19 protein-coding genes are annotated in these 22,502 nt (G+C 52.1%); 12 read left to right on the top strand and 7 right to left on the bottom strand.

All coding sequences use genetic code 11. From position 1 onward, the window contains the following. Positions 1-60: 60 nt before the first annotated feature. The 6 genes from EI42_RS11320 (at position 61) to EI42_RS11345 (ending at position 8,762) form a co-directional block, all read left to right on the top strand. Positions 61-1,059 carry an LLM class flavin-dependent oxidoreductase gene (locus tag EI42_RS11320; protein ID WP_111321930.1) on the top strand — a complete coding sequence of 333 codons (999 nt, stop codon included), beginning with the start codon at positions 61-63 and terminating at the stop codon, positions 1,057-1,059. Positions 1,060-1,216: 157 nt separating this feature from the next. Beyond that, positions 1,217-2,299: a hypothetical protein gene (locus EI42_RS11325; RefSeq protein ID WP_111321932.1), complete on the top strand. Its 1,083-nt coding sequence runs from the start codon at positions 1,217-1,219 to the stop codon at positions 2,297-2,299. Between the two features lie 445 nt (positions 2,300-2,744). Continuing rightward, positions 2,745-4,409, top strand: a complete 1,665-nt coding sequence (gene abc-f / locus EI42_RS11330; RefSeq protein WP_111321934.1) for a ribosomal protection-like ABC-F family protein — start codon at positions 2,745-2,747, stop codon at positions 4,407-4,409. Positions 4,410-4,602: 193 nt separating this feature from the next. Further along, positions 4,603-5,058: a MarR family winged helix-turn-helix transcriptional regulator gene (locus EI42_RS11335; protein WP_111321936.1), complete on the top strand. Its 456-nt coding sequence runs from the start codon at positions 4,603-4,605 to the stop codon at positions 5,056-5,058. A 259-nt stretch (positions 5,059-5,317) separates the two neighbouring features. Beyond that, positions 5,318-7,150 (top strand): asparagine synthase (glutamine-hydrolyzing), encoded by a 1,833-nt coding sequence (asnB, locus tag EI42_RS11340; protein WP_111321938.1) that lies wholly within the window; start codon positions 5,318-5,320, stop codon positions 7,148-7,150. Between the two features lie 235 nt (positions 7,151-7,385). Continuing rightward, positions 7,386-8,762: a sugar porter family MFS transporter gene (locus EI42_RS11345; protein WP_111321940.1), complete on the top strand. Its 1,377-nt coding sequence runs from the start codon at positions 7,386-7,388 to the stop codon at positions 8,760-8,762. Between the two features lie 33 nt (positions 8,763-8,795). On the opposite strand, the gene EI42_RS11350 is transcribed toward EI42_RS11345, so the two are convergent. The 4 genes from EI42_RS11350 to EI42_RS11365 all read right to left on the bottom strand — a co-directional run bounded on the left by EI42_RS11350 (position 8,796) and on the right by EI42_RS11365 (position 12,787). Then, positions 8,796-9,941 (bottom strand): site-2 protease family protein, encoded by a 1,146-nt coding sequence (locus tag EI42_RS11350; protein ID WP_111321942.1) that lies wholly within the window; start codon positions 9,939-9,941, stop codon positions 8,796-8,798. Positions 9,942-10,113: 172 nt separating this feature from the next. Continuing rightward, on the bottom strand, positions 10,114-10,404 hold the full coding sequence (locus tag EI42_RS11355) for a hypothetical protein (RefSeq protein WP_111321944.1): 291 nt from the start codon (positions 10,402-10,404) through the stop codon (positions 10,114-10,116). 19 nt (positions 10,405-10,423) lie between these two features. Beyond that, the gene (locus tag EI42_RS11360) at positions 10,424-11,755 is read right to left on the bottom strand and encodes a pentapeptide repeat-containing protein (RefSeq protein ID WP_111321946.1); all 1,332 of its coding nucleotides are present in this window, start codon (positions 11,753-11,755) and stop codon (positions 10,424-10,426) included. A gap of 126 nt (positions 11,756-11,881) precedes the next feature. Next, a complete protein-coding gene (locus tag EI42_RS11365) occupies positions 11,882-12,787 on the bottom strand; it encodes a hypothetical protein (RefSeq protein ID WP_211326124.1) in 906 nt (301 codons plus the stop codon). A 298-nt stretch (positions 12,788-13,085) separates the two neighbouring features. On the opposite strand from EI42_RS11365, the gene EI42_RS11370 reads away from it, so the two are divergent. Both EI42_RS11370 and EI42_RS11375 read left to right on the top strand, forming a co-directional pair. Further along, a complete protein-coding gene (locus tag EI42_RS11370; protein WP_111321948.1) occupies positions 13,086-14,183 on the top strand; it encodes a DmpA family aminopeptidase in 1,098 nt (365 codons plus the stop codon). A gap of 235 nt (positions 14,184-14,418) precedes the next feature. Next, on the top strand, positions 14,419-15,435 hold the full coding sequence (locus EI42_RS11375) for an LLM class flavin-dependent oxidoreductase (RefSeq protein WP_111321949.1): 1,017 nt from the start codon (positions 14,419-14,421) through the stop codon (positions 15,433-15,435). 57 nt (positions 15,436-15,492) lie between these two features. On the opposite strand, the gene EI42_RS11380 is transcribed toward EI42_RS11375, so the two are convergent. Then, positions 15,493-15,870, bottom strand: a complete 378-nt coding sequence (locus EI42_RS11380) for a winged helix-turn-helix transcriptional regulator (protein WP_111321950.1) — start codon at positions 15,868-15,870, stop codon at positions 15,493-15,495. A 224-nt stretch (positions 15,871-16,094) separates the two neighbouring features. Then, a complete protein-coding gene (locus EI42_RS11385) occupies positions 16,095-16,598 on the bottom strand; it encodes a tetratricopeptide repeat protein (RefSeq protein ID WP_111321951.1) in 504 nt (167 codons plus the stop codon). A 394-nt stretch (positions 16,599-16,992) separates the two neighbouring features. Here EI42_RS11385 and EI42_RS11390 point away from each other — a divergent pair, with 394 nt between their 5' ends. From EI42_RS11390 to EI42_RS11400, 3 genes are all read left to right on the top strand, one after another. Next, the gene (locus EI42_RS11390) at positions 16,993-17,886 is read left to right on the top strand and encodes a class I SAM-dependent methyltransferase (protein WP_111321952.1); all 894 of its coding nucleotides are present in this window, start codon (positions 16,993-16,995) and stop codon (positions 17,884-17,886) included. Positions 17,887-18,075: 189 nt separating this feature from the next. After that, on the top strand, positions 18,076-18,996 hold the full coding sequence (locus tag EI42_RS11395) for a zinc dependent phospholipase C family protein (RefSeq protein ID WP_111321953.1): 921 nt from the start codon (positions 18,076-18,078) through the stop codon (positions 18,994-18,996). 13 nt (positions 18,997-19,009) lie between these two features. Then, positions 19,010-20,158 (top strand): glycosyltransferase family 4 protein, encoded by a 1,149-nt coding sequence (locus EI42_RS11400; RefSeq protein WP_111321954.1) that lies wholly within the window; start codon positions 19,010-19,012, stop codon positions 20,156-20,158. Positions 20,159-20,161: 3 nt separating this feature from the next. On the opposite strand, the gene EI42_RS11405 is transcribed toward EI42_RS11400, so the two are convergent. Beyond that, complete coding sequence (locus tag EI42_RS11405) at positions 20,162-21,100, bottom strand: ester cyclase (RefSeq protein WP_111321955.1); 939 nt, start codon at positions 21,098-21,100, stop codon at positions 20,162-20,164. 227 nt (positions 21,101-21,327) lie between these two features. Here EI42_RS11405 and argJ point away from each other — a divergent pair, with 227 nt between their 5' ends. Continuing rightward, positions 21,328-22,491, top strand: a complete 1,164-nt coding sequence (argJ, locus tag EI42_RS11410) for a bifunctional glutamate N-acetyltransferase/amino-acid acetyltransferase ArgJ (RefSeq protein ID WP_111321956.1) — start codon at positions 21,328-21,330, stop codon at positions 22,489-22,491. Positions 22,492-22,502 lie beyond the last annotated feature (11 nt).

The following is a 22,502-nucleotide window of genomic DNA, read 5'->3' on the forward strand; positions in this document are numbered from 1 at the left end:
TAATTTTTTTTACCGTACTAGTTTAATCAAACTACTTTGCACAAAGGAGTTCTATAGAGTATGACACAACGAAATGCACGCTTTGGCTTGCTTCTGACCAACCGAGGGGTAATGATTGGAGCCTCGAACGTCAATGAGATGCTGTCAATGGCACAGCAAGCTGACAGGGCCGAGGTGTGGGCTTCGGTCTGGGTAGGTGATTCGATTCTTGCCAAGCCGCGTGTTGATGCGCTGGTGCTGCTTGGAGCGCTGGCGGCGGTGACAAAGCGTGTTCGGATTGGCCCTGCCTGCTTTGCCAGTACGCCGCTGCGCCCCCCTTTGCTGCTTGCGTATCAATGGTGCAGTCTGGACGTACTTTCGGGCGGACGTACGATCTTCATTGCTTGTCAGGGGCGCAATGTGCATGGTGGTGGCAAGTTCAATGAGGAATATGAGGCTTTTCACATCGATCCAGCAACGCGTAGCAAGCGCATGGAAGAGGCTGTTGAGATCCTTCGGCTGCTCTCATCGCAGGAGCAGGTCAGCTATGAGGGCGTCTACACGCAGTTTCGGAACGTGACGGTACAGCCGCGCCCCATTCAACAACCTGTCCCGGTCTGGATCGTTTCGGATTTCAATCTCTCCAGACCAAAATTGATGGAGCGAGCCATGCGGCGGGTGGCGAAGTTTGCGGATGGCTGGATGACTGCTGTCGGGACACCTGAGACGATCGCTGCCGGGTTGCAATCCATTCGCCAGTATGCGGAAGAGGAGGGGCGCGTGCTGCCCACCGATTTTGAGGTAGGTTTGACCTATAATATCCATGTCAATGAGGATCGTGACGCGGCCTATGAAGAGAGCCGGGAGTTCTTGAAGCGCTATTATGGTGAAGATTATCCACGTGAATTCCTGGAAAACTACTGGCTGGCCTCTGGTTCGCCTGAACAGTGTGCCGAGCGGCTTCAGACGCTGCTTGATGCCGGGGTCACTCACCCCATTTTGCGGATTACTGGCTTTGAGCAGCAACGACAATTTGAGCGAATCACGTCTGAGGTGCTCCCACTGCTCCAGGCAAAGTGAGCGCTGAGAGCAACCAGCGAGCGATGCGCTCGGAATACAGCCCATCGCTCGCTGGTGCGTGTCTTCTGAAGACCGAAATGTGCTATACTTACGAATGGAAGAGGCTTCATTCCACATTTTTGACTATCCAATTTTGAAGTAGGTAGATGGTTGGTCTATGGTAAAACTACGGCCTTATGAGCCTGTACCCGCTGCCATTCAGCAAAAGCCGCGCTTTCCGTTTGTGACAAGAGTGCTGCTAGAGCTCTTTACTGCTGGAGAGCTCCCAAACGTGCGGGAGATTGATCTAGAGCCCGACTATGGCTATGTCGGACGCATTGTCTATCACTCGGGCGCTGTTGTGCTGTTTCGGGGGGCAAGGCTGCACCTGAACTCGCTTGGCGCAAGCGAAATCGCGCTCGATAAGGGGTATACCAAATATTTTCTCAGGCAACTGGGCTACCATACCCCGCAAGGCCGTGTTTTCCTGTTCCCCGATTATTTTCAACAGATCGAGAAGCAGGCGTTTCAGGGCGACTTTCAAACCTTTATTGATGAGGTAGGAGCAGCAATTGAGCAGGAAATAGGTTTTCCATGCTATCTCAAGCCAATCTCGAAAGGACAGGGAGAAGGCGTCAATCGATGTGCCAGGAGAGAAGATCTCGCTGAAATAGTAGGCGAATATCAGTCTGCTGACTATCAACTATTTCTGGTAGAGCAGGCGGTGAACTGGCCTGATTATCGGGTGGTCGTGTACAAAGATGAGGTTGTGGCCTGCTATCGCCGTGTCCCGCTTACCGTGCAAGGTGACGGCGTTTCTCCTATTCGGGCGCTGCTTCAGCGCAAACAGGCTGAATGGCTTCAGCTTGGACGAGCGCGGCGCTTTGATATCGAAGACAGTCGGATCATACGGCGCTTGCAGCGTGATCAGATGAGCCTGGAGACGATTTTACCTGTGGGTCAGCTCTATCAACTGCATGATGTCTCGAATCTCTGTGCAGGTGGTGAGGTCGAGGATTACACCGAGCGGCTGCATCCTTATTGGCGCGCATTTTGTGTGCGATTGGTGGCCGATATGGGACTGCGTTTCTGTGGGGTTGATCTTGCCTGTGCTGATGTGGAGCGGGCCGAGACCGATTACAGTATTCTAGAATTGAATGCTGTTCCCGGTTTGAGTAATTATGCGGCAAGCGGTGAAAGACAGGCGCGCATTGTACGCTCGCTCTATCAGCGGATCTTTAATGAGGGCGATCAGGGATAAATTTCTCGTATCTGGCGCTTGATTGGTTCCATCCCGTATGGGGCGAAGCCGCTTCTCATAGGTCATCAGCAGGGTATGCAGTGGTTTCACGAATTGCCTCTTGACAAAGATCAGCATTTTGCGTATACTGTATAGCGAAATAGAACTTCGGCGTATGTGTCGTTGTCGGCACTGCGCTTTTTATCCTCTCTAAAAGGAGCGTATCACTGTAAACATGGATTACACAGTCAGGTAAGATCTACGCAACTCCTCTCATTTGCACATATTGTCTCGTGCTATGCTGGTTGCTTGCGTTTGATACCTGGTTCTGTGCTCGTGTTTACGGAAAAAACGCGCCTGTCCACTCAATAACCATTTCTTTCCCCACAAGCAGCATGAGCACGGAACCTCAAGATATTCCTTTTTTCTCCTGATGAAGATGTACGAAAAGCTTGAGGTGCAATAGATGTTGTTAACTGTTCAGAATTTGAGCAAGTCGTATGGGGCAATCACGATCTTGCAGGATGTGTCATTTGTTGTCAATGCAGGTCAGCATATAGGGCTTGTTGGTCCGAATGGCGTGGGGAAATCGACGCTACTCCGTTTGCTCATGCGGCAAGAGGAGCCGGACGAGGGCTCTATCACTTATGGACCTTCTGTTGAGGTTGGCTACCTGCCTCAGACGACCCCCGATTTTTATGGCCAGAGCATCGATGATCTGATTTATGAGTCGCTTGGCAGCTTGCGTCGCCTGGAAGAGCGGATGCACGCGCTTGAGGCTGAGATGACGGTTGCGGACGAGCAAAGGCTTGCGGAGCTGCTGGAAGAATACAGCCAGGTGACGACGCGCTTTCAGGATCAGGGAGGCTATGAGCTCGATCATAAGATCTCCACTATTCTGGATGGGTTACGCCTTTCCTATCTGCCGCGTGATCGGGATGTAAGCACCCTTTCAGGCGGCGAACGCGCGCGGGTTGGGCTGGCGGCGTTGCTGCTTCGTGCTCCAGATATTGTGTTGTTCGACGAGCCGACAAACCATCTGGATGTCACGTCGTTGGAATGGCTTGAGAGCTACCTTGCGGCCTATCATGGAGCGGCATTGATCGTTTCACATGATCGCCAGTTTTTGAATCGAGCTGTGAATGCGATTTTTGAGCTTGATGAATATAAAAGAACCATCAAGACATATGTCGGTAATTATGACGCCTATGTCGAGCAAAAGGCGGCAGATAGGCAGAAGTGGCAGGAAGATTATGAGCAACAACAGGAAGAGATAAAGGAGCTGCGCAAGCGGATCAAGGAGAAGGGGAAGCATATCGGGCATAGCTATCGACCGAGGCGAGATAACGATAAGTTCGCGGTGCATTTCTTTTCACAGCGCGTCGATAAGGCGGTTTCTCGTGATATTCATGAGGCGGAGGAGCGCCTGAAGCGGATCGAGGAGAATCCTGTCCCCAAGCCGCCCGAACTGGTGCGCGTCACTTCATACTTTAAATCGAAGCCGATGGAGTCACAGGAGGTGATCCGGTTTGAGGGGGTTGGTAAGCAGTTCGATGGGCGTCTGTTGTTTCGCGATCTTACAGCAAGCATCGGGCCGCGGGCGCGCATTACGCTTGTTGGTCCAAATGGGATCGGTAAAACCACGCTCTTCAAGCTCATTCTGGGCCTTGAGCGGCCTGATATGGGCTCGATCAGTGTGGCTCCAGGAGCGCGTATCGGTTATCTTCCTCAGGAACCGGATTCGCTCGATCTGAAGAAGACGGTGCTTGAGAGCTATCGCGAGGGACAGGTAGGTTTTGAGGGTGAGCTGATTGGCAAGCTTATCGGGTATGGGCTGTTCAGGCTGGAAGATATGCAAAAACAGATAGGACAGCTCAGTATCGGCCAGCGGCGCAAACTGGAAATCGCTCGCTTGATGGCGACTGATCCTAATGTGTTGTTGCTGGATGAGCCCACCAACTTTATCAGCCTTGATGTGTTGGAGGCTTTTGAGGAAGCAATTGTCAGCTTTCCGGGCCCGGTGCTGGTGATCTCACATGATCGCTGGTTTTTACAGCGCTTTGGAGGTGAAACCTGGACGATTGCCGAGCAGCGGGTTTCGCGTCAGGAGGCCGTATCGGTGCTTGAGTAGAGGCAGGATTTCCTGCCCCTGCTCTTTTTTTACGGCTACTTTGTCGATTACTTATGCAGCTGGTATAAGCTCATCCTTTAGTTGAGGTGAAATAGTTTGGTTTCTTCTAACTACTTGACAGAAACTAATGAATAAGGTACGATTCTTTATACAGTATCGATGATCGTAGGCTCGGTTGCTTAAGGAGTCGTATATGAATCCCCGTTCTGTGGATGAGCTTATACACCTGTATCATGCTGTGCTACGTATGATGCAGCGTCCCACGCTTCAAGATTGGCTGGCGCTTGATATTACGCTGGCACAGATGAAGATGCTTTTGTTGCTCTTCCATGAACGTTCGCTCCCTGTCAGTGAGGCGGCTCAGGCCCTCGGGGTGAGCGCTCCGACAGCAAGCCAGCAGATCGATCGACTTGTACAGGCTGGACTGGTGCAGCGTATTGAATCTTCGCTCGATCGGCGCTATACGCTGGTTTCATTAACTTCGGCTGGTGAACAGCTTATCAGCAATCTGCGGCAAGGGCAGAAGGAGCATGTAGGGCAGTGGATAGAGTCGCTAGGGAGCGACGAGCGGCAGCAGCTCTGTATGGCGCTTGAGGTGCTGGTGCGCTTGCTGACGCCAGCGAACGACGAGACAAAGCAGGACCAGTAGAAAGATCGGCGAAGGAGCGGCGATCTGATACACTCAGGGAAGAGAAGGAATATTATGTTGACTGAAGCATTTTCTACTTCTTAGAAGTGTTTACTCTATTTCTCCCTTTCTATTCTTCTTCATATTTTTTTCTCTTCGCGATTGGCAGTCTGGATAGCGCGAACTATCCGTGTGGGAGGCTGTCGAACCTACATAAGCTCGTCAGGACGAGCGTTACGAAAAGAGAGCTTGTAGAGAGACTGTAAGAAAGGATGAGATTATGTGTGGAATTGCAGGCTGGATTGACTGGGAACGAGATCTCAGACAGCAGCATGAAATGCTTGAACGGATGGTCTGTACCCTGGAACCCCGAGGCCCGGACGCAGGCGGTACCTGGCTTTCCCAGCATGCCGCGCTGGCTCACCGCCGCTTGATCGTGATCGACCCTGCCGGTGGCAAGCAGCCGATGCACTACGCAGTTCACGGCCATAAGTATGTTATCACTTATAATGGAGAAATCTACAATTTTCGTGAACTCCGCAGTGAGCTGGAAACCCTCGGCCACACCTTTAAAACGCATTCCGACACTGAAGTTATACTGCATGCCTATGATGAGTGGGGGACCGATTTCCTTGATCGCCTGAATGGTATCTTCGCTATTGCTCTCTGGGATGAGCCGAAGCGCACTTTGTTGCTTGCGCGCGACCCGCTCGGGGTCAAGCCGCTCTTCTATGCACAGCGTGGGAGTGCGCTTCTCTTTGGTTCGGAACTCAAGGCACTGCTTGCAAACCCGCTTGTGAAGCCAGAAGTGGATAGCGAGGGGCTGAATGAGTTGTTCGGGCTGGTGAACACGCCAGGACAGACCGTCTTTCGCGATGTGAAGCAGCTTCGTGCGGGATATGCGATGCTGCATAGCCCTGAGCAGACGCGAATCTGGCAGTTCTGGAAGTTGCAGAGCGCTCCGCATACCGATGATGTGGATACGACAGTTGAACGCTTGCGTTCGCTGCTTCAGGATACCGTGAAGCGCCAGCTCATCGCTGATGTGCCGGTCGTCTCACTGTTGTCGGGCGGGCTCGATTCCAGTGGTATTACCGGACTGGCACAGCGTTTCTTCAAGCAGGAAGGAAAAACGCTGCATAGCTATTCGATTGATTTTGTAGAGAGTGCGCAGCATTTCCACGGAAGCTTGATTCGGCCAAGCCTTGATACGCCATTTATACAGCAGATGGTTGATTATTTAGGGACAGAGCACCACAATATCGTGGTTGATAATGAAGCATTACTGGAAAACGCACTCGTTCCTATGTATGCGCATGATCGGCCTGGCATGGGGCAGATGAGCACATCGCTCTACCTCTTGTTCAAGGCCATCAAGTCTCAGGCGACTGTTGCTCTCTCGGGCGAGTCTGCTGATGAGGTGTTTGGCGGCTATCCCTGGTTCCATCATGAAGAAGCTATAAAGGCAGATACGTTCCCGTGGATGGCGCTGCGAGGACGTCAGGCAAATCTGGGACAGATTTCGCTCTTCTCGCCTGCTCTCGAAGCGCGGCTGAAGCTGTCTGAGTATCGTAAGCAGCGGTATGAAGAGGCACTGGCAGAAGTGCCACGCCTGCCAGGTGAGGACGCGGAGAATGCTCGTATGCGCGAGATATTCTACCTGAATCTGACGCATTTTCTACCGTTGCTGCTTGATCGAAAGGACCGAATGAGCATGGCGGCGGGTGTCGAGGTGCGTGTCCCCTTCTGCGATAAGCGCATTGTCGAGTATGTCTGGAATATTCCCTGGAAGATGAAGACTATTGATGGACAGGAGAAGGGCATTCTGCGTCGTGCGCTGGCCGACGTATTGCCGGAAGAGGTGCGGAAACGCAAGAAGAGCGCCTATCCTTCCACCTTCCATCCCGGGTATGTGCAGGGAATTCAGCAGCGTTTGAGCCAGGTACTCGATAATCCTGAAGCGCCGCTGCTCTCGTTGGTGAACGTGCCGCTGGTTCGTCGTCTGGTTGAAATGCCTGCGGAGAACTTCCAGAGCGATATGGGCCCGGCATTCCTGGAATACCTGCTGCAAACGAATGCCTGGTTGGACTCCTACCATGTGACCATTGTCTGATTTTCGGAAGCGAAGGCCGGAAAGCTTCAATCCTTTTGAGACTTCCGGTCTTTTTTATTTCTGCTGTTTTTGTCGCGTAAGAAAGCGAGCTGACAGGTGGTGTTGAGATGATAGCTATAGTGAAGATAGGAAACCATTTTTCCTGGAAGAATGCAAGTGGGCATGGCAGATGTTCAGAAGTGAGAGCGAATGCGAGAATAGAAAATGCTTTATTCATAGTGGAGGCAAAAACACAATGAGTAGAAATGTAACCCGGCCTGCTCGTACTGAACGACCCATATCTGCGACTTTTGTGGCGCTGGTGGCCGCGCTTGGTGGGCTGCTTTTCGGTTATGATACGGGAGTCGTTTCGGGGGCTTTGCTCTTTCTCAAAGACACGTTTCATTTATCGTCTGGACAGCAGGAGATTGCGGTCAGTTCTGTGCTTGTTGGTGCGATTATAGGTGCGCTTGGCGCAGGACAAATAAATAACATATTGGGACGACGCAAAACATTGTTACTACTGGGTGTCGTGTTTACTATTGGTGCAATACTGATTGCTGTCGCCCCGAACTTTCCCTTCTTCCTTGTCTGGCGTGTCATCATTGGGCTGGCTATTGGAGCGGCTGCAAGTGTGGTGCCGGTTTATATTTCGGAGATGTCGCCACCAAAGTCGCGCGGCGCTCTGGTTTCACTGAACCAGTTAGCGGTTACACTGGGTATCGCTATCTCATACTGGGCTGATCTGGGCTTTGCTCGCGCCAATCTGGGGTGGCGTCCGATGTTTGCGACATCCGCTCTACCTGGCATCTTTCTCTTTCTGGGTATGCTGATGAGCCCGGAAACACCGCGCTGGCTTGCCAGCAAAGGGCGCTGGACGGATGCCGAACGAGTGTTGAGGCGTATCAAAGGTATAGATCCTGAAAGAGGTATAGCAGAGATTCATCAATCCTTGCTTGAGGAGGAGCAGCGGGCTATAGGGGCAGGAGAGCTCTTCAAACCTGGCCTGAGACGTGCGTTGCTGGTCGGGATGGGGATTGCAGCTATACAGCAGCTTGTTGGTATCAATACTGTGATTTATTATGCACCGACTATCTTTCAAGCGGCGGGAGCCCCTAGTGCAAGCAGTGCAATTCTGGCAACGAGTATTGTTGGAGTTGTCAATGTCCTGGCTACTATCGTTTCGCTCTTTCTCGTCGATCGCTTGGGGAGGCGCCCCCTGTTGCTCATCGGCACAGCGGCTCTTGCGGTCGTCTTGTTCTTCATGGGACTCTTCTTTACACCGCAGTTTGCCGCCCATGTGCGCGTGCTGATTCTCGTTGCGCTGATCTGCTACATTATTGCCTTCGCGATCAGCCTGGGACCGGTTTTCTGGCTGATGAGTGCGGAAATCTTCCCGACGCGTGTGCGAGCCATTGGCGCGAGCCTTTGTTCATTTACGAACTGGTTGTTAAACTTTGTTGTGAGTATCAGCTTTCTTTCACTTGTGAATGCAATCGGCCAAACGTGGACTTTCTGGATTTACGCGATTCTCAGTGTGCTTGGTTTCATTTTTTGTTTAAAGCTCGTTCCCGAGACGAAGGGACGAACGCTGGAACAGATCGAGCATTACTGGATGCATGGGCCTCGCTGAAACCTGTCTTCTTGCTATGGCGGTGGAATGTAATTATCCGCTTGCGTTTTCAGATCGTTCAAGGCCGAGCTGCTGACGGATTTCAAGCGAGCGTATTACTGCATCTCGGGTCAGCATGCCAACAAGCTGCCCATTCTCGAGCACAGGGAGCTGGTTGACGTCCTGACGAGACATGAGTGGAAGTGCATCTTTGATACCGTGTTGGGGGGTCACCGTGTGAAGTTGCTCTACAGGCTTCATGACAAGGCCCACGGGGATACGCTCCCAATCGTCACGAGGGACACGTTGAATGTCCTTGAGGGTAATAAGGCCGACAAAGCGATCAGCCTGCATTACGGGTGCACTGCGTAACCCTTGTGGAAGAATATACTCGTCAATGAGTCTGCGAAGCGATATATTTGCAGGAACGGTAATCGGATCTTTTTTCATGAATTCTCCTACTGTCGCTCCTTGTACCAGTGTGTCGAGCGTGGCCTGACTGCGTGAAGCATGCGCGGCTGTGAGCAGGAACCAGCCAATAAAGCCAAGCCAGATCCCGTTGAATGGGTCACGCGAAAAGAAGAAGATCCATATGCCGACGAGAATAAAGAGGTAGGCGATGAACGCACCCACGCGTGTTGCAATTTGTGTGGCCCTGTAGGCGCTTCCCGTCGCCTTCCAGACGATCGAACGGAGCACGCGCCCGCCGTCCAGCGGAAAGCCCGGGAGCAGATTGAAGACGCCTAGCAGTATGTTTGCTAATCCCAGATAGGCCAGCATCGGCACAAACGGCGAGTGTGCTCCACGAAACAGGTAGAAGAGCCCGTAACAGATCGCGCCGATAATCAGGCTGACGAGCGGGCCAACGACGGCCATCAGAAACTCTGTGCCGGGGGAATGGGGCTCCTCCTGGATGTTGCTGACGCCGCCGAAAATGAAGAGGACAATATTTCGGACGGGTAAGCCTCGCGAGCGAGCAACCAGGGAATGTGCCATCTCGTGGAGCACGACGGAGACAAAGAGCAGGAGTGAGGCGATCAGTCCCAAAAACAGGTACGAGATGATTGACTGACCGGGATAAAGGGCGGGAAACCAGCCAAATGCCAGCGAAAATGTCAGCAGGAAAAGGATAATAAACCAGCTAAAGTGAATATAAAGGGTAAGTCCTGCGATAGTGCCAATGCGAAATGATCCGGGCATAGAAAAACTCCTTTGTTGAGCTTATGCACTTTTTCTCCTGTCGTCATTATACTCATTGAGGTATGATGCATGGGATCATTCGAGAGCAGATCGATTCGCTTTGCCCTTCATTGCATAAGAAATCACAATGCCTGAGTGAAGAGGAGTCGTTTCACCAGCATAGACAATGCATCTATAGCGTAATCATAGGAGTGCGATGAGCCACCATGCAGGGCAATTGCTTCTGATCCCCTGCTTTTGTGGCTGTGATACCAACTGCCTGCACTATTTTCAGCCCGCTGTCATCGCCGTCGATAGCAAGCAACATTGAGGAGAAAGCTCGATACAGCCAGCAAGCGCATAGATACGCGAGTCTGCTTTGATGATGCCCTCCTGAAATGAGAAGAAGCATTGCATCAAAGCAAGGCGCAATCCTGAGCCACTCAGGCACATGGAGAATCGAGTTGAACAAGCAATATGACATACAAACGGGTTCCTGCGAATTATGGGAATACTGGACAGGTCGTCTGTTCAAGAGGTGGTTTATGAGTTGAATGTGTGTACGCGAATCCACAAATGCTGTCTCGCAAGGTGTCGGTCTGGTTAAGCTGTTCGATACTCAGATCTGTGTGGAACAGATTCGCCTGTTGTATATTAGCGCCGGTCAGGTCTGCCTGCTGGAATGTGGCGCTGTCGAGGTTTGCCTTTCTGAGATCTGTATCCTTCAGTTTTGCATGGGTGAGATCTGCGTAGGAGAGGTCAGCTCTGGTGAGGATCGCGCCCTCAAGGTCGACTCCCTGAAGCTTTGTACTCGTCAACACGCTTTGTGACAACAGGGCTCGCTGCATCATTGCACCCGTAAAGATGGTGGAGAAAAACTGAGCATTGCGAAGATCTGCATCAGTAAGTGTTGTGTGCGAGAAGTTACTGTAAGATGCACTTACATCCGTGAGACGAGCATACTGCATGTTCGCACCTTCACATTTCGTATAGTTTAGATTTACATGTAAAAGCTCTGCATGGTTCAGGTTAGCTTTGGTGAGATTGGCCCCACTGAGATCAGCCGTGCTCAATAAGGCAGAGGTCAGATTTGCCTCGCTCAGATTCGCTCCCGAGAGGTCAGCTCGCTCTAGTTTTGCATTGGCGAGATCCGCCCGCGAAAGATCTGCTTCGCGGAGCGAAAGAATAGGCGCTTCTTTATAGATAAGGTTCGATTCATAGAGGAAAAGCACAACCTGCCCTTTGTATTCCTCGTGATGTATCTTGTCCAGGAGTCTCAGCGTGAGTAATGTGATGCTAAGCGCGCTGTGACGTGCAGGCTCGTTTGCTTGTAGCAGCCCCTCATGCGAGATCAGGTCGTAAATATTGTTCTTGAATTCCTGCAGTATTTCATTTTGTACCTGCTCTTCCTGCACTTTTACCTGAAACGTCTGTATCTCGTTCTGGGCAGTAGTAACGCTGATGGCGGCGACGGCCAGGATGATGGGAATCGAAAAATCCTTCAGTATATCCCAGAGTGTTTTGTCGTGAAAGCCAATCCAAAGATGCCGCTTGCCAAGCCATTTGAGCACGAAAAATAGAATGATGATAAGGGATGGAATGAAGACGACAGATAAAGACTGATAGATACGCCAGAGAACAAAGCTGATGAGCCCTATGATGAGCAAGATGACAAGAAAAGTCAAGAGCTGCTTAGCTGCGACGATGCTGTTTAAGTATAAGAAGTCTGTTTCCTTCTTTAGCGCTTTCTTTGGCTGAATACTGAGAAGATATTCAGCAACGTCATCAGGATTCATTCTTTGAGCTTGTTTGTGAGTTGTCATGCGTTTCTGCATATATCACTCCTTAGACATCATGGAAGAGGGAAGAATGCTTTTACGCCTAACAGAGTAATAAACGTTTCCTTTTGCTCTTTCTCAAATGAGAATGAAAGGAGTTGAACAGGAGAGAAGGAAGAACCGTTAGTTGTGGAAGAAGGAAAGAAAATTGCGCTCGGCCAGCTCCTCATGTGAGAGCTCGCGTACGATCTCAATACGTGCTTGCAGCGCTTCATGCAACACTGGATACATGTTTGCCGGATCCCATTGAAAATGCATGCGTTTTGGTTCAATGATGAGAAATGGCATACCACCCAGCGTTGGAACCTCTTCAAAAGGAGCGGAGCCGGGGAAAAAGAGGCCGCCGGGGTAGGTGAAATTGAAGCGCTGATAGTCTGAAAGCTCCCGCGCTGCTTGATAATCAGCGGGTGTCAGATGATCGTTTTTCGCATAACGGACAGCCTGAGGATCAGTCGGAGCTGCATTGAGATAGCCCGGCCCGACATATTGCAGAATGGCATCTTGCAACAGGGCATAACAATGGTACATGACGTTCTGAACACCGATCAGACGAGTCAGGAAGGCGCGGCGGTTGGTAGGATCGAGGATCAGCAGCTCTTTATCATCCAGCAGCGTAAAGACGCGTTCCAGATAATATGGGATAAGACCGGCCTGCTCCAGTCCAGTGACAAGCTCGACAACATCCGTGCGCTGCTGCCACTGCTTGCGACGTTCTTTATCACGACATAGCATGGTCATTGCCGCTGGAATGGTTAGCGGAAGGGCTTTCTCTGCGCGTACCTCTTCTGCGTAGCGCCTGAACGTGTCTTCGGGGCTGAACGATTCATTGCGCTCTGCAAGTGCTTTAACCAGTCTCAACTGATGGACGAGCAGGTTCATTGTGTGCTCGAAGGGGATTGAGAGATCTCCCCCGCGTTCAACCGTGCTACCACACAGCAATGCAAGCATGCCAGCATGGAACGTGTCGATACGCGTGAGATAAGGCGCAAATTCAGCAAGAAACGCGTCGCAGTCACCTTTCGTGCGCAATGGTCGCGTAGAAAGGAAAGACTGTATGCTCTCATGCGCGAATGCGGACTGAGGATCTTGTATCTCGCTAAACGTGCTCGTTTGTTGCATAAAAGCAAGGAAACGCTCTTTGCCTTCGATCTCCCTCACCTCTTCCTGTGCTCACTTTTTCGCTTAACGCTTAACGACTTGCACAAGTCGCTATAACTGCATGTGGCTCATATTATAGCCGTTGGTATCGATTTTTGTCAAGAAGGAACCTTCACAACAGCCAATTTGTCGTATACTTGATGGAAGAAAAAACGAAAGGAATGGCTTTATGAGACGATTGAGAGCACGTGAAGCCGGTATTGCACTCGGGGGAATGCAACCGGGTGAACACAACGCGATCACTGATGTGAAGGGTGTGCGGGTAGGCCACGCGACTATCATCCGTGGTGAAGGGGCGCTGGTGCGAGGCGTCGGGCCGGTTCGTACCGGGGTCACAGCAGTTATTCCGCATCCCGGCAACCTCTTTGCGGAAAAAGTACCAGCAGCAGCGACCGTATTTAACGGGTTTGGAAAGACGATCGGGCTGGTGCAGATTGAAGAGCTTGGTCAACTGGAGACGCCTATTCTGCTGACCAATACACTGAATGTTGGAAAAGTCGCTGATGCTCTGGTTGAATATATGATCGAGCAGCACCCGGCGATCGGCGTGACGGCGGGCTCAGTGAACCCGGTCGTGTGCGAGTGCTATGACGGTTATTTGAATGATATTGGCGGTCGGCATGTGGGACGTGATGAGGTGCGGAAGGCGCTTCAAGCGGCCTCGGAAGCTGTCCCGGAGGAGGGGAACGTTGGCGCGGGAACCGGGATGATGGCGTATGGCTTTGCCGGAGGGATTGGTACAGCCTCGCGGCGGCTTGAAGAGCGGTATGGAGGCTATACACTTGGTGCGCTGGTGCTGGCAAATTTTGGACGTCGAGCTGATCTGTTGATTGGTGGGGTTCCAGTCGGGCGCGAACTGGGACGAGCTCCCGGGCAGGCGCGGGAACAGGGCTCAGTGATCGTGCTGCTGGCGACTGATGCGCCGCTTGATGCACGGCAACTGGCTCGCCTGACGCGCCGCGTGCCGCTTGGGTTGGCTCGCACAGGGACGCATGGTGGACATGGAAGCGGTGATCTTGCGATCGCCTTTTCGACTGCTGATCGCATTCCATGTGAACCAGAACCGCCTGTGCGCCTGGTACATGTGTTAAACGAGCAAAGCCCGATTCTGGACCAGCTTTTTGCGGCTGTGGTGGAAACAACCGAGGAAGCAGTGATAAACGCGCTGTATGGAGCAAGGTCGATCACAGGACGCGATGGACATGGAGCGGAGGCGCTCCCGCTGGAATTGGTGGGCGAGATCTTGCAGCGCTACGGAGTGGAGTAATCGGGGAAGGGCAGCAGGAGCGCCTCCGCTGCCCTTTTGGTTTCGCTATCCTGTTGTTTTTTTGTAGAATATATTCTGCTCCTGTCTGCATGTTCACTTCCATCAAATCCTTGTGCTGTTTTTCTTTTTATATGGTTACTTCCTCTTACATCTGCATATCTATTCACTCTTTTCTGTTTATCTGTTATACTTCTAAATGTGTATGTGTTACAGATGATTGTAGGGGGAGTAGGTAATGAGGCTTTTTTCTCGTGTACGGGCTCAGAATGTGCCTCATCCCTGGGTAGCACAAATGTCTGAGCACCCCCGGTTTGGAGTCCTGCTCAACGATCCCGGGGCCGATTGGAGCCAGTATCGGGACTTTGCGCAGGCTGTTGAGGCGCTTGGGTATGACGCGTTCTGGTTGAGCGATCATCCTGGCCTGGGTTTTATGGATTGCTGGACGACGCTTGGCGCGCTCTCGCAGGCGACGAAAACGATTCGCCTGGGTGTCGCTGTCAGTTGCGTGCTGTTCCGGCCGCCCTGGATGCTGGCTCGGCTGAGTGCTGATATCGATCGCTTGAGCAATGGTCGCCTGATTCTGGGCGTCGGCATTGGTGACATGGAGGAAGAAATCAGGAATTTCGGTCTTCCTTTGCCAGGGGTGCGTGAGCGACAGGAGTGGCTTGAAGAGACAGTCTATCTTGTGCGGCGTCTCTGGACGGGTGAGCCGGTGACATTTCAGGGAAAGACCGGCCATCTGGAGAATGCAATCATCCAACCAGGGCCTATACAACGCCCTTCTATCCCGCTCTTGATTGGTGGTGGTGGCGAGCAGACAACCCTTCGTCAAGTTGCATACTATGCCGATATGTCGAACTTTATGGCACATGCCCTTGTTGGCAAGGCATTCACGCTTGAAGATGTGAAACGAAAGCTGAATGCGCTTCGGAAGCATTGCGAGAGCGTCGGGCGCGATTATCGTACGATTCTGCGGAGTTATATCAGCCTGCTGCTACTGGCGGAATCGCCTGAACGGGTTAAGGCCAAACGAGAAGCCGACCCGCTCGGTTATCGGGACTTCATGCGCTCGGCGACAATGGCTGGAACGCCGGAGGAGATTATTCCCTCTTTTCAGGCACTGGTCAATTGTGGCATCCAGTATTTTATTGTGATGTTGTACCTGAACGATTATGAAACGTTACAGGTACTTGCAGAGAAGGTCATACCATTCTTAAAACTGCCTATGCGCGAAGTTGAAACCCCCTCATAATGCTCGTGTCACGAATGAGAAGCCGCTTCTCCCTTCACCGAGAGAGGCGGTTTCTCATTATTGTGGGTACTCTTCTACAAGGGGACGGATGGAGTTCATTTGTAGACCGTAGGTACGTGCCCAATCAAGCAAGCTCTGGATTGGCTCAACAAGCGTTTTGCCGAGTGGCGTAAGCGCATATTCGACCGTTGGCGGTGATGTTGGGTAGACAGTGCGTGTGGCGAGCCCTTCATCCTCCATTTTGCGTAATGTCTGGGTCAGCATTTTCTGGGTGATGCCACCAATTTGCCGCTTGATATTCATGTAGCGACAAGGACCAGTCGCAAGAATCGAGATGACAAGCGGCGTCCACTTATCTGTAATCAGATCCAGCGCTCGACGAGATGGGCAGTCCTGACTTGAGAAATTGAGCGAAAAAAGGTCTCTGGTTTCCATACGATATCTATAGCACTTCACAAAACCAATCTGCAAATAGATAGTGGTAATTTTATTGAGTTAAAAAAACGATAGGGAAGAAATAAGTATGTCTCCCCTATTTTTTTGTCTATGGAGATGCCCGTGTGCTGGAGCCTTTTGCACCTGTTGTTGCTCATCTAACCTGAGAAATCGTGACAAAAAAGGGGAGAGCTCCCTTTTTTACCGGGAAGCCTCCCCCTTTTTTACCATGTTTCATCGAGATGCTGAGCGTAGTACAGGAGTCCACGCTTGAAGTACTGAAGCTTCTCATCAGTTGTGGTTTCCAGCAGGTTCGTTAACACAATCTCCATCGCCTCGCGATAGGCTCCTGTGTTATACAGCGCCATTGCCAGGAACGTCTGAAGCGCCCGGTTTTCGGGGAATTCGCGGACGCCCCGGCGAAGCGTCTCTACCGCTTTTTGATATTCTCCCAATCCTCTGTAGGTGCTTCCCAGGCCGAGTAACGCTCGTTCAAGGTCTGGGCCAGCGAGCCCGAGATCAAGGGCTTTGAGATAGTAGGGAATGGATTCGCGTTCCAGACCCAGATTGTCATGAACCACGGCTGTTTGAAATATGATTTCTGCATCATCGGGATACGCTTCAGCAAGCTCTAGAAGCAACGTTTTGGCCTGTTCCAGAATGGCCTGATCTTGCTTTGCACGGCCTGTTTCGCGGAGCTGAATAGCTTCAGCGAGGCGTTCTCGCATTGGGTGTACCCCTTTCCTGGTATAGTTTGCTTATTGTACCATGCCACGCAGATACTGTCGATGTTTCTGTGTAGGCCGCATGCGTATTAAAAAAGTATTAAGATTTCCCCTGTTCTTGCGCGAAAAAATGAGTAGATAAGGTATTGAATAGAATCTGTTGGTGTACTTTGAAATAGTGAAGAACGAACACAAGCCTGCGTAGAGGTAGTATACTATTTTCTATTGAGTATGAGGCTTTCGTTCCAGACTAGTACCAGGCGTAGGCCCGTTGTAATGGGGAGAGAGCTACATGAGAAGCTCTTTGCCGAAAGATTAGTGCGAAAAACCTGCCGTCTCGGGTGGCTTGAGAAGCGGCAGCTCAGAGTATTTGCTGCTCGTTGAGAGGAGTGAGAACATGTTTTCTTTTTTTCGTAAGAAGCAGACAGGTGGTATTTCATCTCGTCTTGCGGAACGCCTGAAGCCGCTGGACTCCGTGATTCAGCAGCGGCGTTTTCGTTCTGATGTCCCGTATTTCTTTCCTAAAGACCTCTCAGAACAGGATCGTTTGAACTTTCAGCACTATGCCCTCCGCTTTTTGTTGAAAGGGAATTATGTAGCACCCTTACCAGAAATGGTAAGGGATATTCTGGATGTAGGAACCGGTACCGGCATCTGGGTGCGTGAGATGGCGAAAGAGTTCCCTGAGGCGAAAGTTGTGGGCATGGATATTGAGATCCCGGCAACCGCGCGGATGGGAGCGCCGAGGAACAGCCAGTTTGTTGAGGGCAACGTCCTGAAAGGGTTGCCATTTCAGGATGGGGCGTTTGATTTTGTGCATCAGCGCTTGCTTGTGGCGGCGATTCCCGGTTCGGCCTGGCCTGCTGTTGTGGCAGAACTGGCACGGGTGACGCGTCCAGGTGGCTACGTCGAGCTGCTGGAGACGCTTGATGTGTTTGAGAATGAGGGGCCGAACACCGCTCGTTTGATGGAGTGGTGGCGCGAGGCCGGGCGACGTTCGGGGTTTGGCTCGCCGCCCATTCAGGAGCTGGATCAGCTTTTTGAGAGCGCCGGGTTGACCAATGTCACGTTTACTGCGGTCCCGGTGCCGCTGGGTAAGTGGGGTGGCCGCGTGGGTGAGATGATGGGGCGAGACATCCACCTTGTGTTCAACAATTTGCGTGTTGCCTGTGACCGCCTGGGTGTGGTCCCCGAAAAGGAGTACGACGCTACCTGGAAAGCGCTACCCCAGGAATGGGAAGAGCTGCACACGAGCTCAATCTTCTTCCTTGTATATGGGCAGAAGCCATAGTAATAACTATGCGGATCCACTCTCTAGAAAAGTGAAAAGTGAGGGAAGGGTTACACCACTCTTCCCCTTTTTTATCCCCCATTTTCTGTCCTCCTCATTTTTGAAAATCACCCGGCAGTGTGATGTCTCTTCACCCGCTTCCCCCGTATACTTGCTCTTGTAGGATTTCTTCACAAGGAGGTACAGACAATGCATTTTAGCGGAACGATGCAATCAACCGAGCTGTTAATGAAGGCGACAAAGAGCGCCTACCATCTTCTTGACACAACAGTCCTCCCTATTTTGAAGCAGGAGCAGGAAGAACAACTTAACCCTTTTAGTGAGCGCGAAAGTACACATTGGTGGATGGTTTCATGTGCCGCCGATCTGCTGCGGGATGAAGGAGAAGCGGGCCGGCGCCTCTATGCTCTGGTGAAACCGCATCAGGGCAGGTGTGGAGCCGCTTTTCACGATGCGCTCTGTCTTGGGCTGCTGGATGCTGACAAGAAAGCGCCGTTCAATGATCCTCTGCTGCCCGGTGGGCTCATGCCAACCTGGAAGAGCCACTTTTATGATCCTGATACGGGGACAAACTGGCTTGGCGAGACCGCTCCGACGGCTGTTACGAATGGCGAATTGTATTATCATCTTGCACATGCAACCTGGCTGAACGGAGATGTGGAGCGAGCTGGCTACTACTTCGGGTTGTCGCTGCACTATATGACTGACGTGACGCAACCGATGCACGCTGCCAACTTCACCTGGCTGAGCTCCCGCGATTTTGGCTATCATACTGATTTTGAAGTATACGCTCGTGAGGCGCGGCTATCGATCGCTCCGCCGACGGGATATCACCCGCTCATGACGGGGGCTGATGTTCGGAGCTATATCGCGGCGGTGGCCCGATATATCAAAGATGGCTACTATGCGCAGGTGTGCCGCCCGGAATGGACATATACCTATAAACGTGACCTTATGACTACGCAATTATGGGACGAGCGCGTTGGATCCTGTCTGCCAGCTCTCTTCTCTGATGCTATTCAACTGACTGCCGGTTATATGCTTTTATGGATGAAACATCTTATTAAACTTACTCATTATGAAAAAGCTGCTTTTGCAATGAGCTATTAAAAGGGGTGTATATATGCGTGTTGCGATTATTACTGAAAATTTTCTGCCAAAACTGGATGGTGTTACCCGAACCCTAGCTCGTTTGCTCGAACATTTGCAGCAGCAAGGTCATCAGGCGCTGGTGCTTGGCCCGGAGAGCGGCATGACACGCTATGCCGGGGCCGAGATTGTGGGCACGCTTGGTTTGCCGCTGCCATTCTATCCTGAGTTGAAGATGAACATGTTCAGGCCGCTCTTTTTGCAGCGTTTGCATGATTTTCGCCCGGATGTGATTCATCTGGTAGATCCGGTGTTTCTGGGGGCGACCGGGCTTGCGGTGGCACATCTGATGCATGTGCCCTTTGTCTCGTCGTATCATACGAATCTGGCTGAATACTGTAAACACTTTGGTTTTGCACCACTTGTTGAACCGGCCTGGTCTTACATGCGCTTTTTACATAATCAGTGCGCCCTGACATTTTGTCCGTCGCCATCGACGGCTGCACGCTTGCGAGAACAGGGTTTCTCTAACCTGCGTATCTGGCCGCGCGGGGTGGATACGACGCTGTTTCGGCCTGGAAAGCGTGATGAAAGTCTGCGTGCTCACTGGGTTGGAGGCGAACAGAAGGTCGTACTGTTGTATGTAGGACGCGTCTCATATGAGAAGAATCTGCGTCTGCTTATTGAGGCATATCGTGACATGGATCACGGACGGTGTCACCTGGTGATCGTAGGAGATGGTCCGGCTTCGGAAGGGGTGCGAGCAGCTTTATCTGGCGTGCCTGTCACCTTTACCGGCTATCTGAGTGGCGAGGCATTGGCACGAGCGTACGCCTCGGCGGATGTCTTCGCGTTCCCCTCGGAGACAGAGACGTTCGGGCAAGTGGTGCTTGAAGCAATGGCATCGGGTCTGCCGGTTGTCGGTGTGAGGGCCGAGGGGGTCTGTGATCTCGTAACGCATGAGCAGACGGGGCTTTTGCTGGATAGGCGGCGGAATGAGCAAGTAGCCGCCTATCGTTCGCTGCTTACTCGATTGGTAGAGCGCCAGCAAGAGCGTGAGTGCTTCGGAGCAGCAGCCGTGATCGAGGCACAACGGCAGAGCTGGTCTGAAGCAATGGAACGGCTTCTAGACGGCTATCGCGAGGTTATCCCGGCAAACAGAACGCTGCTGTATGCGTCATAGCGTTTACCGATCACCCAGGATGAGCAGGTCCGGGCCAACGCTGGTGATGGGCGCGAATGGAACCGCAGGTACGGCGTCAAGCTGGCGGAGCAGCTCCATACGCGAACCATCAATCCAGCGCTCGGTGATCCTGCCATTCTCGACGGCATAGATGCCGATGGTCATCCACGATACCTGCTTGTTTGTTGCGGGAACGCCGAAGATCTCGCCTTTGTGGGTGCCCGTGCCGATCATCCTGAGCGTGACGTGCTTCTCGCTTGCAAAGAGGTGTGTGACCTCAAGCTCCAGATCGGGGAAGGCACGGCGCAAGATGCGGACCTCTTCTTTTAAGCCCTCGGGGCCGTCTGGAAGCCCGTCGATCCATCCTCCATGATCTTTATAGGTCGGAGCAACGACACCATCAAGCAGGGAGATATCGCCGCTTCGATGGGCATCAATGAGCCTGTGAAGCGGTTCGAGCTGCTTAGCCTGATCGAGCGCGGGTCGGGCATCGAGCGCGTAATGCGGCGTGTATGGCTGCTGAGACTCAATCTGCTTGAGCGGCGGAATGACCCCATAGTGAAGCATATAGGACAGATAGTCAAAGGCCATCCAGCGCTCTTTGATTTTGCCCTGCTCTACACGCCAGATCATAGTAGCCGTCCAGGTAAGTGGTTTTTCCGGGGCGGGTCTGTCGAAGAACTCCGCACAGGGCTTTCCTGTTCCAATTACCCGTACTGCTGAATATTCATCTGCTATAGTAAATGCTTCGATTTGATCGGTGACATTCGAGACGATATCACCAATGCGTTGCTGCTTTGCAGGTGGCGGGAAGAGGCCAGGTTTGAACTCATGCTCGACAACATCGGGCGCGAATATCTCACGTATGCCTGAAAAATTCTGTTGATTGACAATCTCATCAAAGAAACGAAGTACAGTCTTCTTTGTCTCTTCGGTCGACATAGATAACACTTCTTTCCAGTTATACTGAAAGCGACGGCTGTAATACCAATCGCCTGAGTATGAGTAACAGAGAATCCAGAAAAAACTGGATTATGGCGATACTATATTGCAGTTTTTCCTGGAATGTCAAGGGTGGGAGAAAAGAGAAAAAAGAACTATTGGACTCTACAAATGGCATATGGACATTGTATAATTGGGGATAAATACTTCGTCAGGGAGGGAAGTGGATGCAAGCGTTACCGTTCTCACCGCGCGGGTTTCGCTCAGTTGCGAAAAATGTCGGGATCCGGGATGAGACCCTTGATTTTACCGTGATTGTCTCGGATGTGCCTGCTTCCGCCGCTGCTATGTTCACGCAAAGCCGCTTCTGTGGCGCTCCGATCATTGTGGGCAGGGAACATGTCGCCAATGGGCAGCTTCAGGCATTTGTCATTAATAGCAAGAATGCGAACGTGGCCACCGGAGAAGAGGGACTGGCGAACGCGCGTGAGGTCGTGCGGCTGGTCGCTGAGGAACTGGGGATTGATCCGACCGATGTGCTGCCATCGTCGACGGGCGTGATTGGTTGGCAGCTTCCGATGCATAAGATACGTCAGGGGATTCGGGGAATCGCGAAGGAACTGCGCGAGGGTGAGCTTCATATAAGCGCGCAGGCGATTATGACGACGGACACGCGCCCGAAGATTCGCGCGTGCAAGATTGGTAATGCAACTCTCGTCGGCATGGCGAAGGGTGTCGGCATGATTGAACCCAATATGGCAACCATGCTCAGTTATTTTGTAACTGATGCACGGATCGATCCGAAGACGCTCAAGGAGTGCCTGCATGAGGCGGTAGCGGTCTCCTTCAACTGTCTGAGCGTCGATACCGACACCAGCACCAGCGATACCGTGGCGATTATGGCGAACGGACTGGCTGGTGATGTGCCTTTAGGGGAATTCCGCCGTGCTCTGCGTGAGATGGCGATTGAGCTCACGAAGGATCTGGCAAGCGATGGTGAAGGGGCGACCAAGCTGCTGGAGGTGACGGTGCGTGAAGCGGCTTCCTATGAGCAGGCAAAGCGTGTAGCCAAGTCAGTTGTGAACTCGCCACTGGTGAAAACAGCGGTGTTTGGCGCTGATCCCAACTGGGGGCGCGTCGCGATGGCGATCGGCAAGTGCAGCGAGCAGGAAGACATCATGCCCGAAAAGGTCACAATCGCCTTTGGTGATCTGGTGGTTTATCAGGGGCAACCGTTGCCACAGGACCGTTTGCCGGAGCTCAAGGCCTATTTGCAGCGCTCCGAGGTCGCGATTCGGATTTCACTTGGACTGGGTGAAAGTGCGGCTACCGTCTGGGGTTGCGACCTATCGTATGAATATGTGCGCATTAACGGAGAGTATACGACGTAGAGCGAAGCCTC

The organism is Thermosporothrix hazakensis (assembly GCF_003253565.1).
Lineage (GTDB): Bacteria > Chloroflexota > Ktedonobacteria > Ktedonobacterales > Ktedonobacteraceae > Thermosporothrix > Thermosporothrix hazakensis.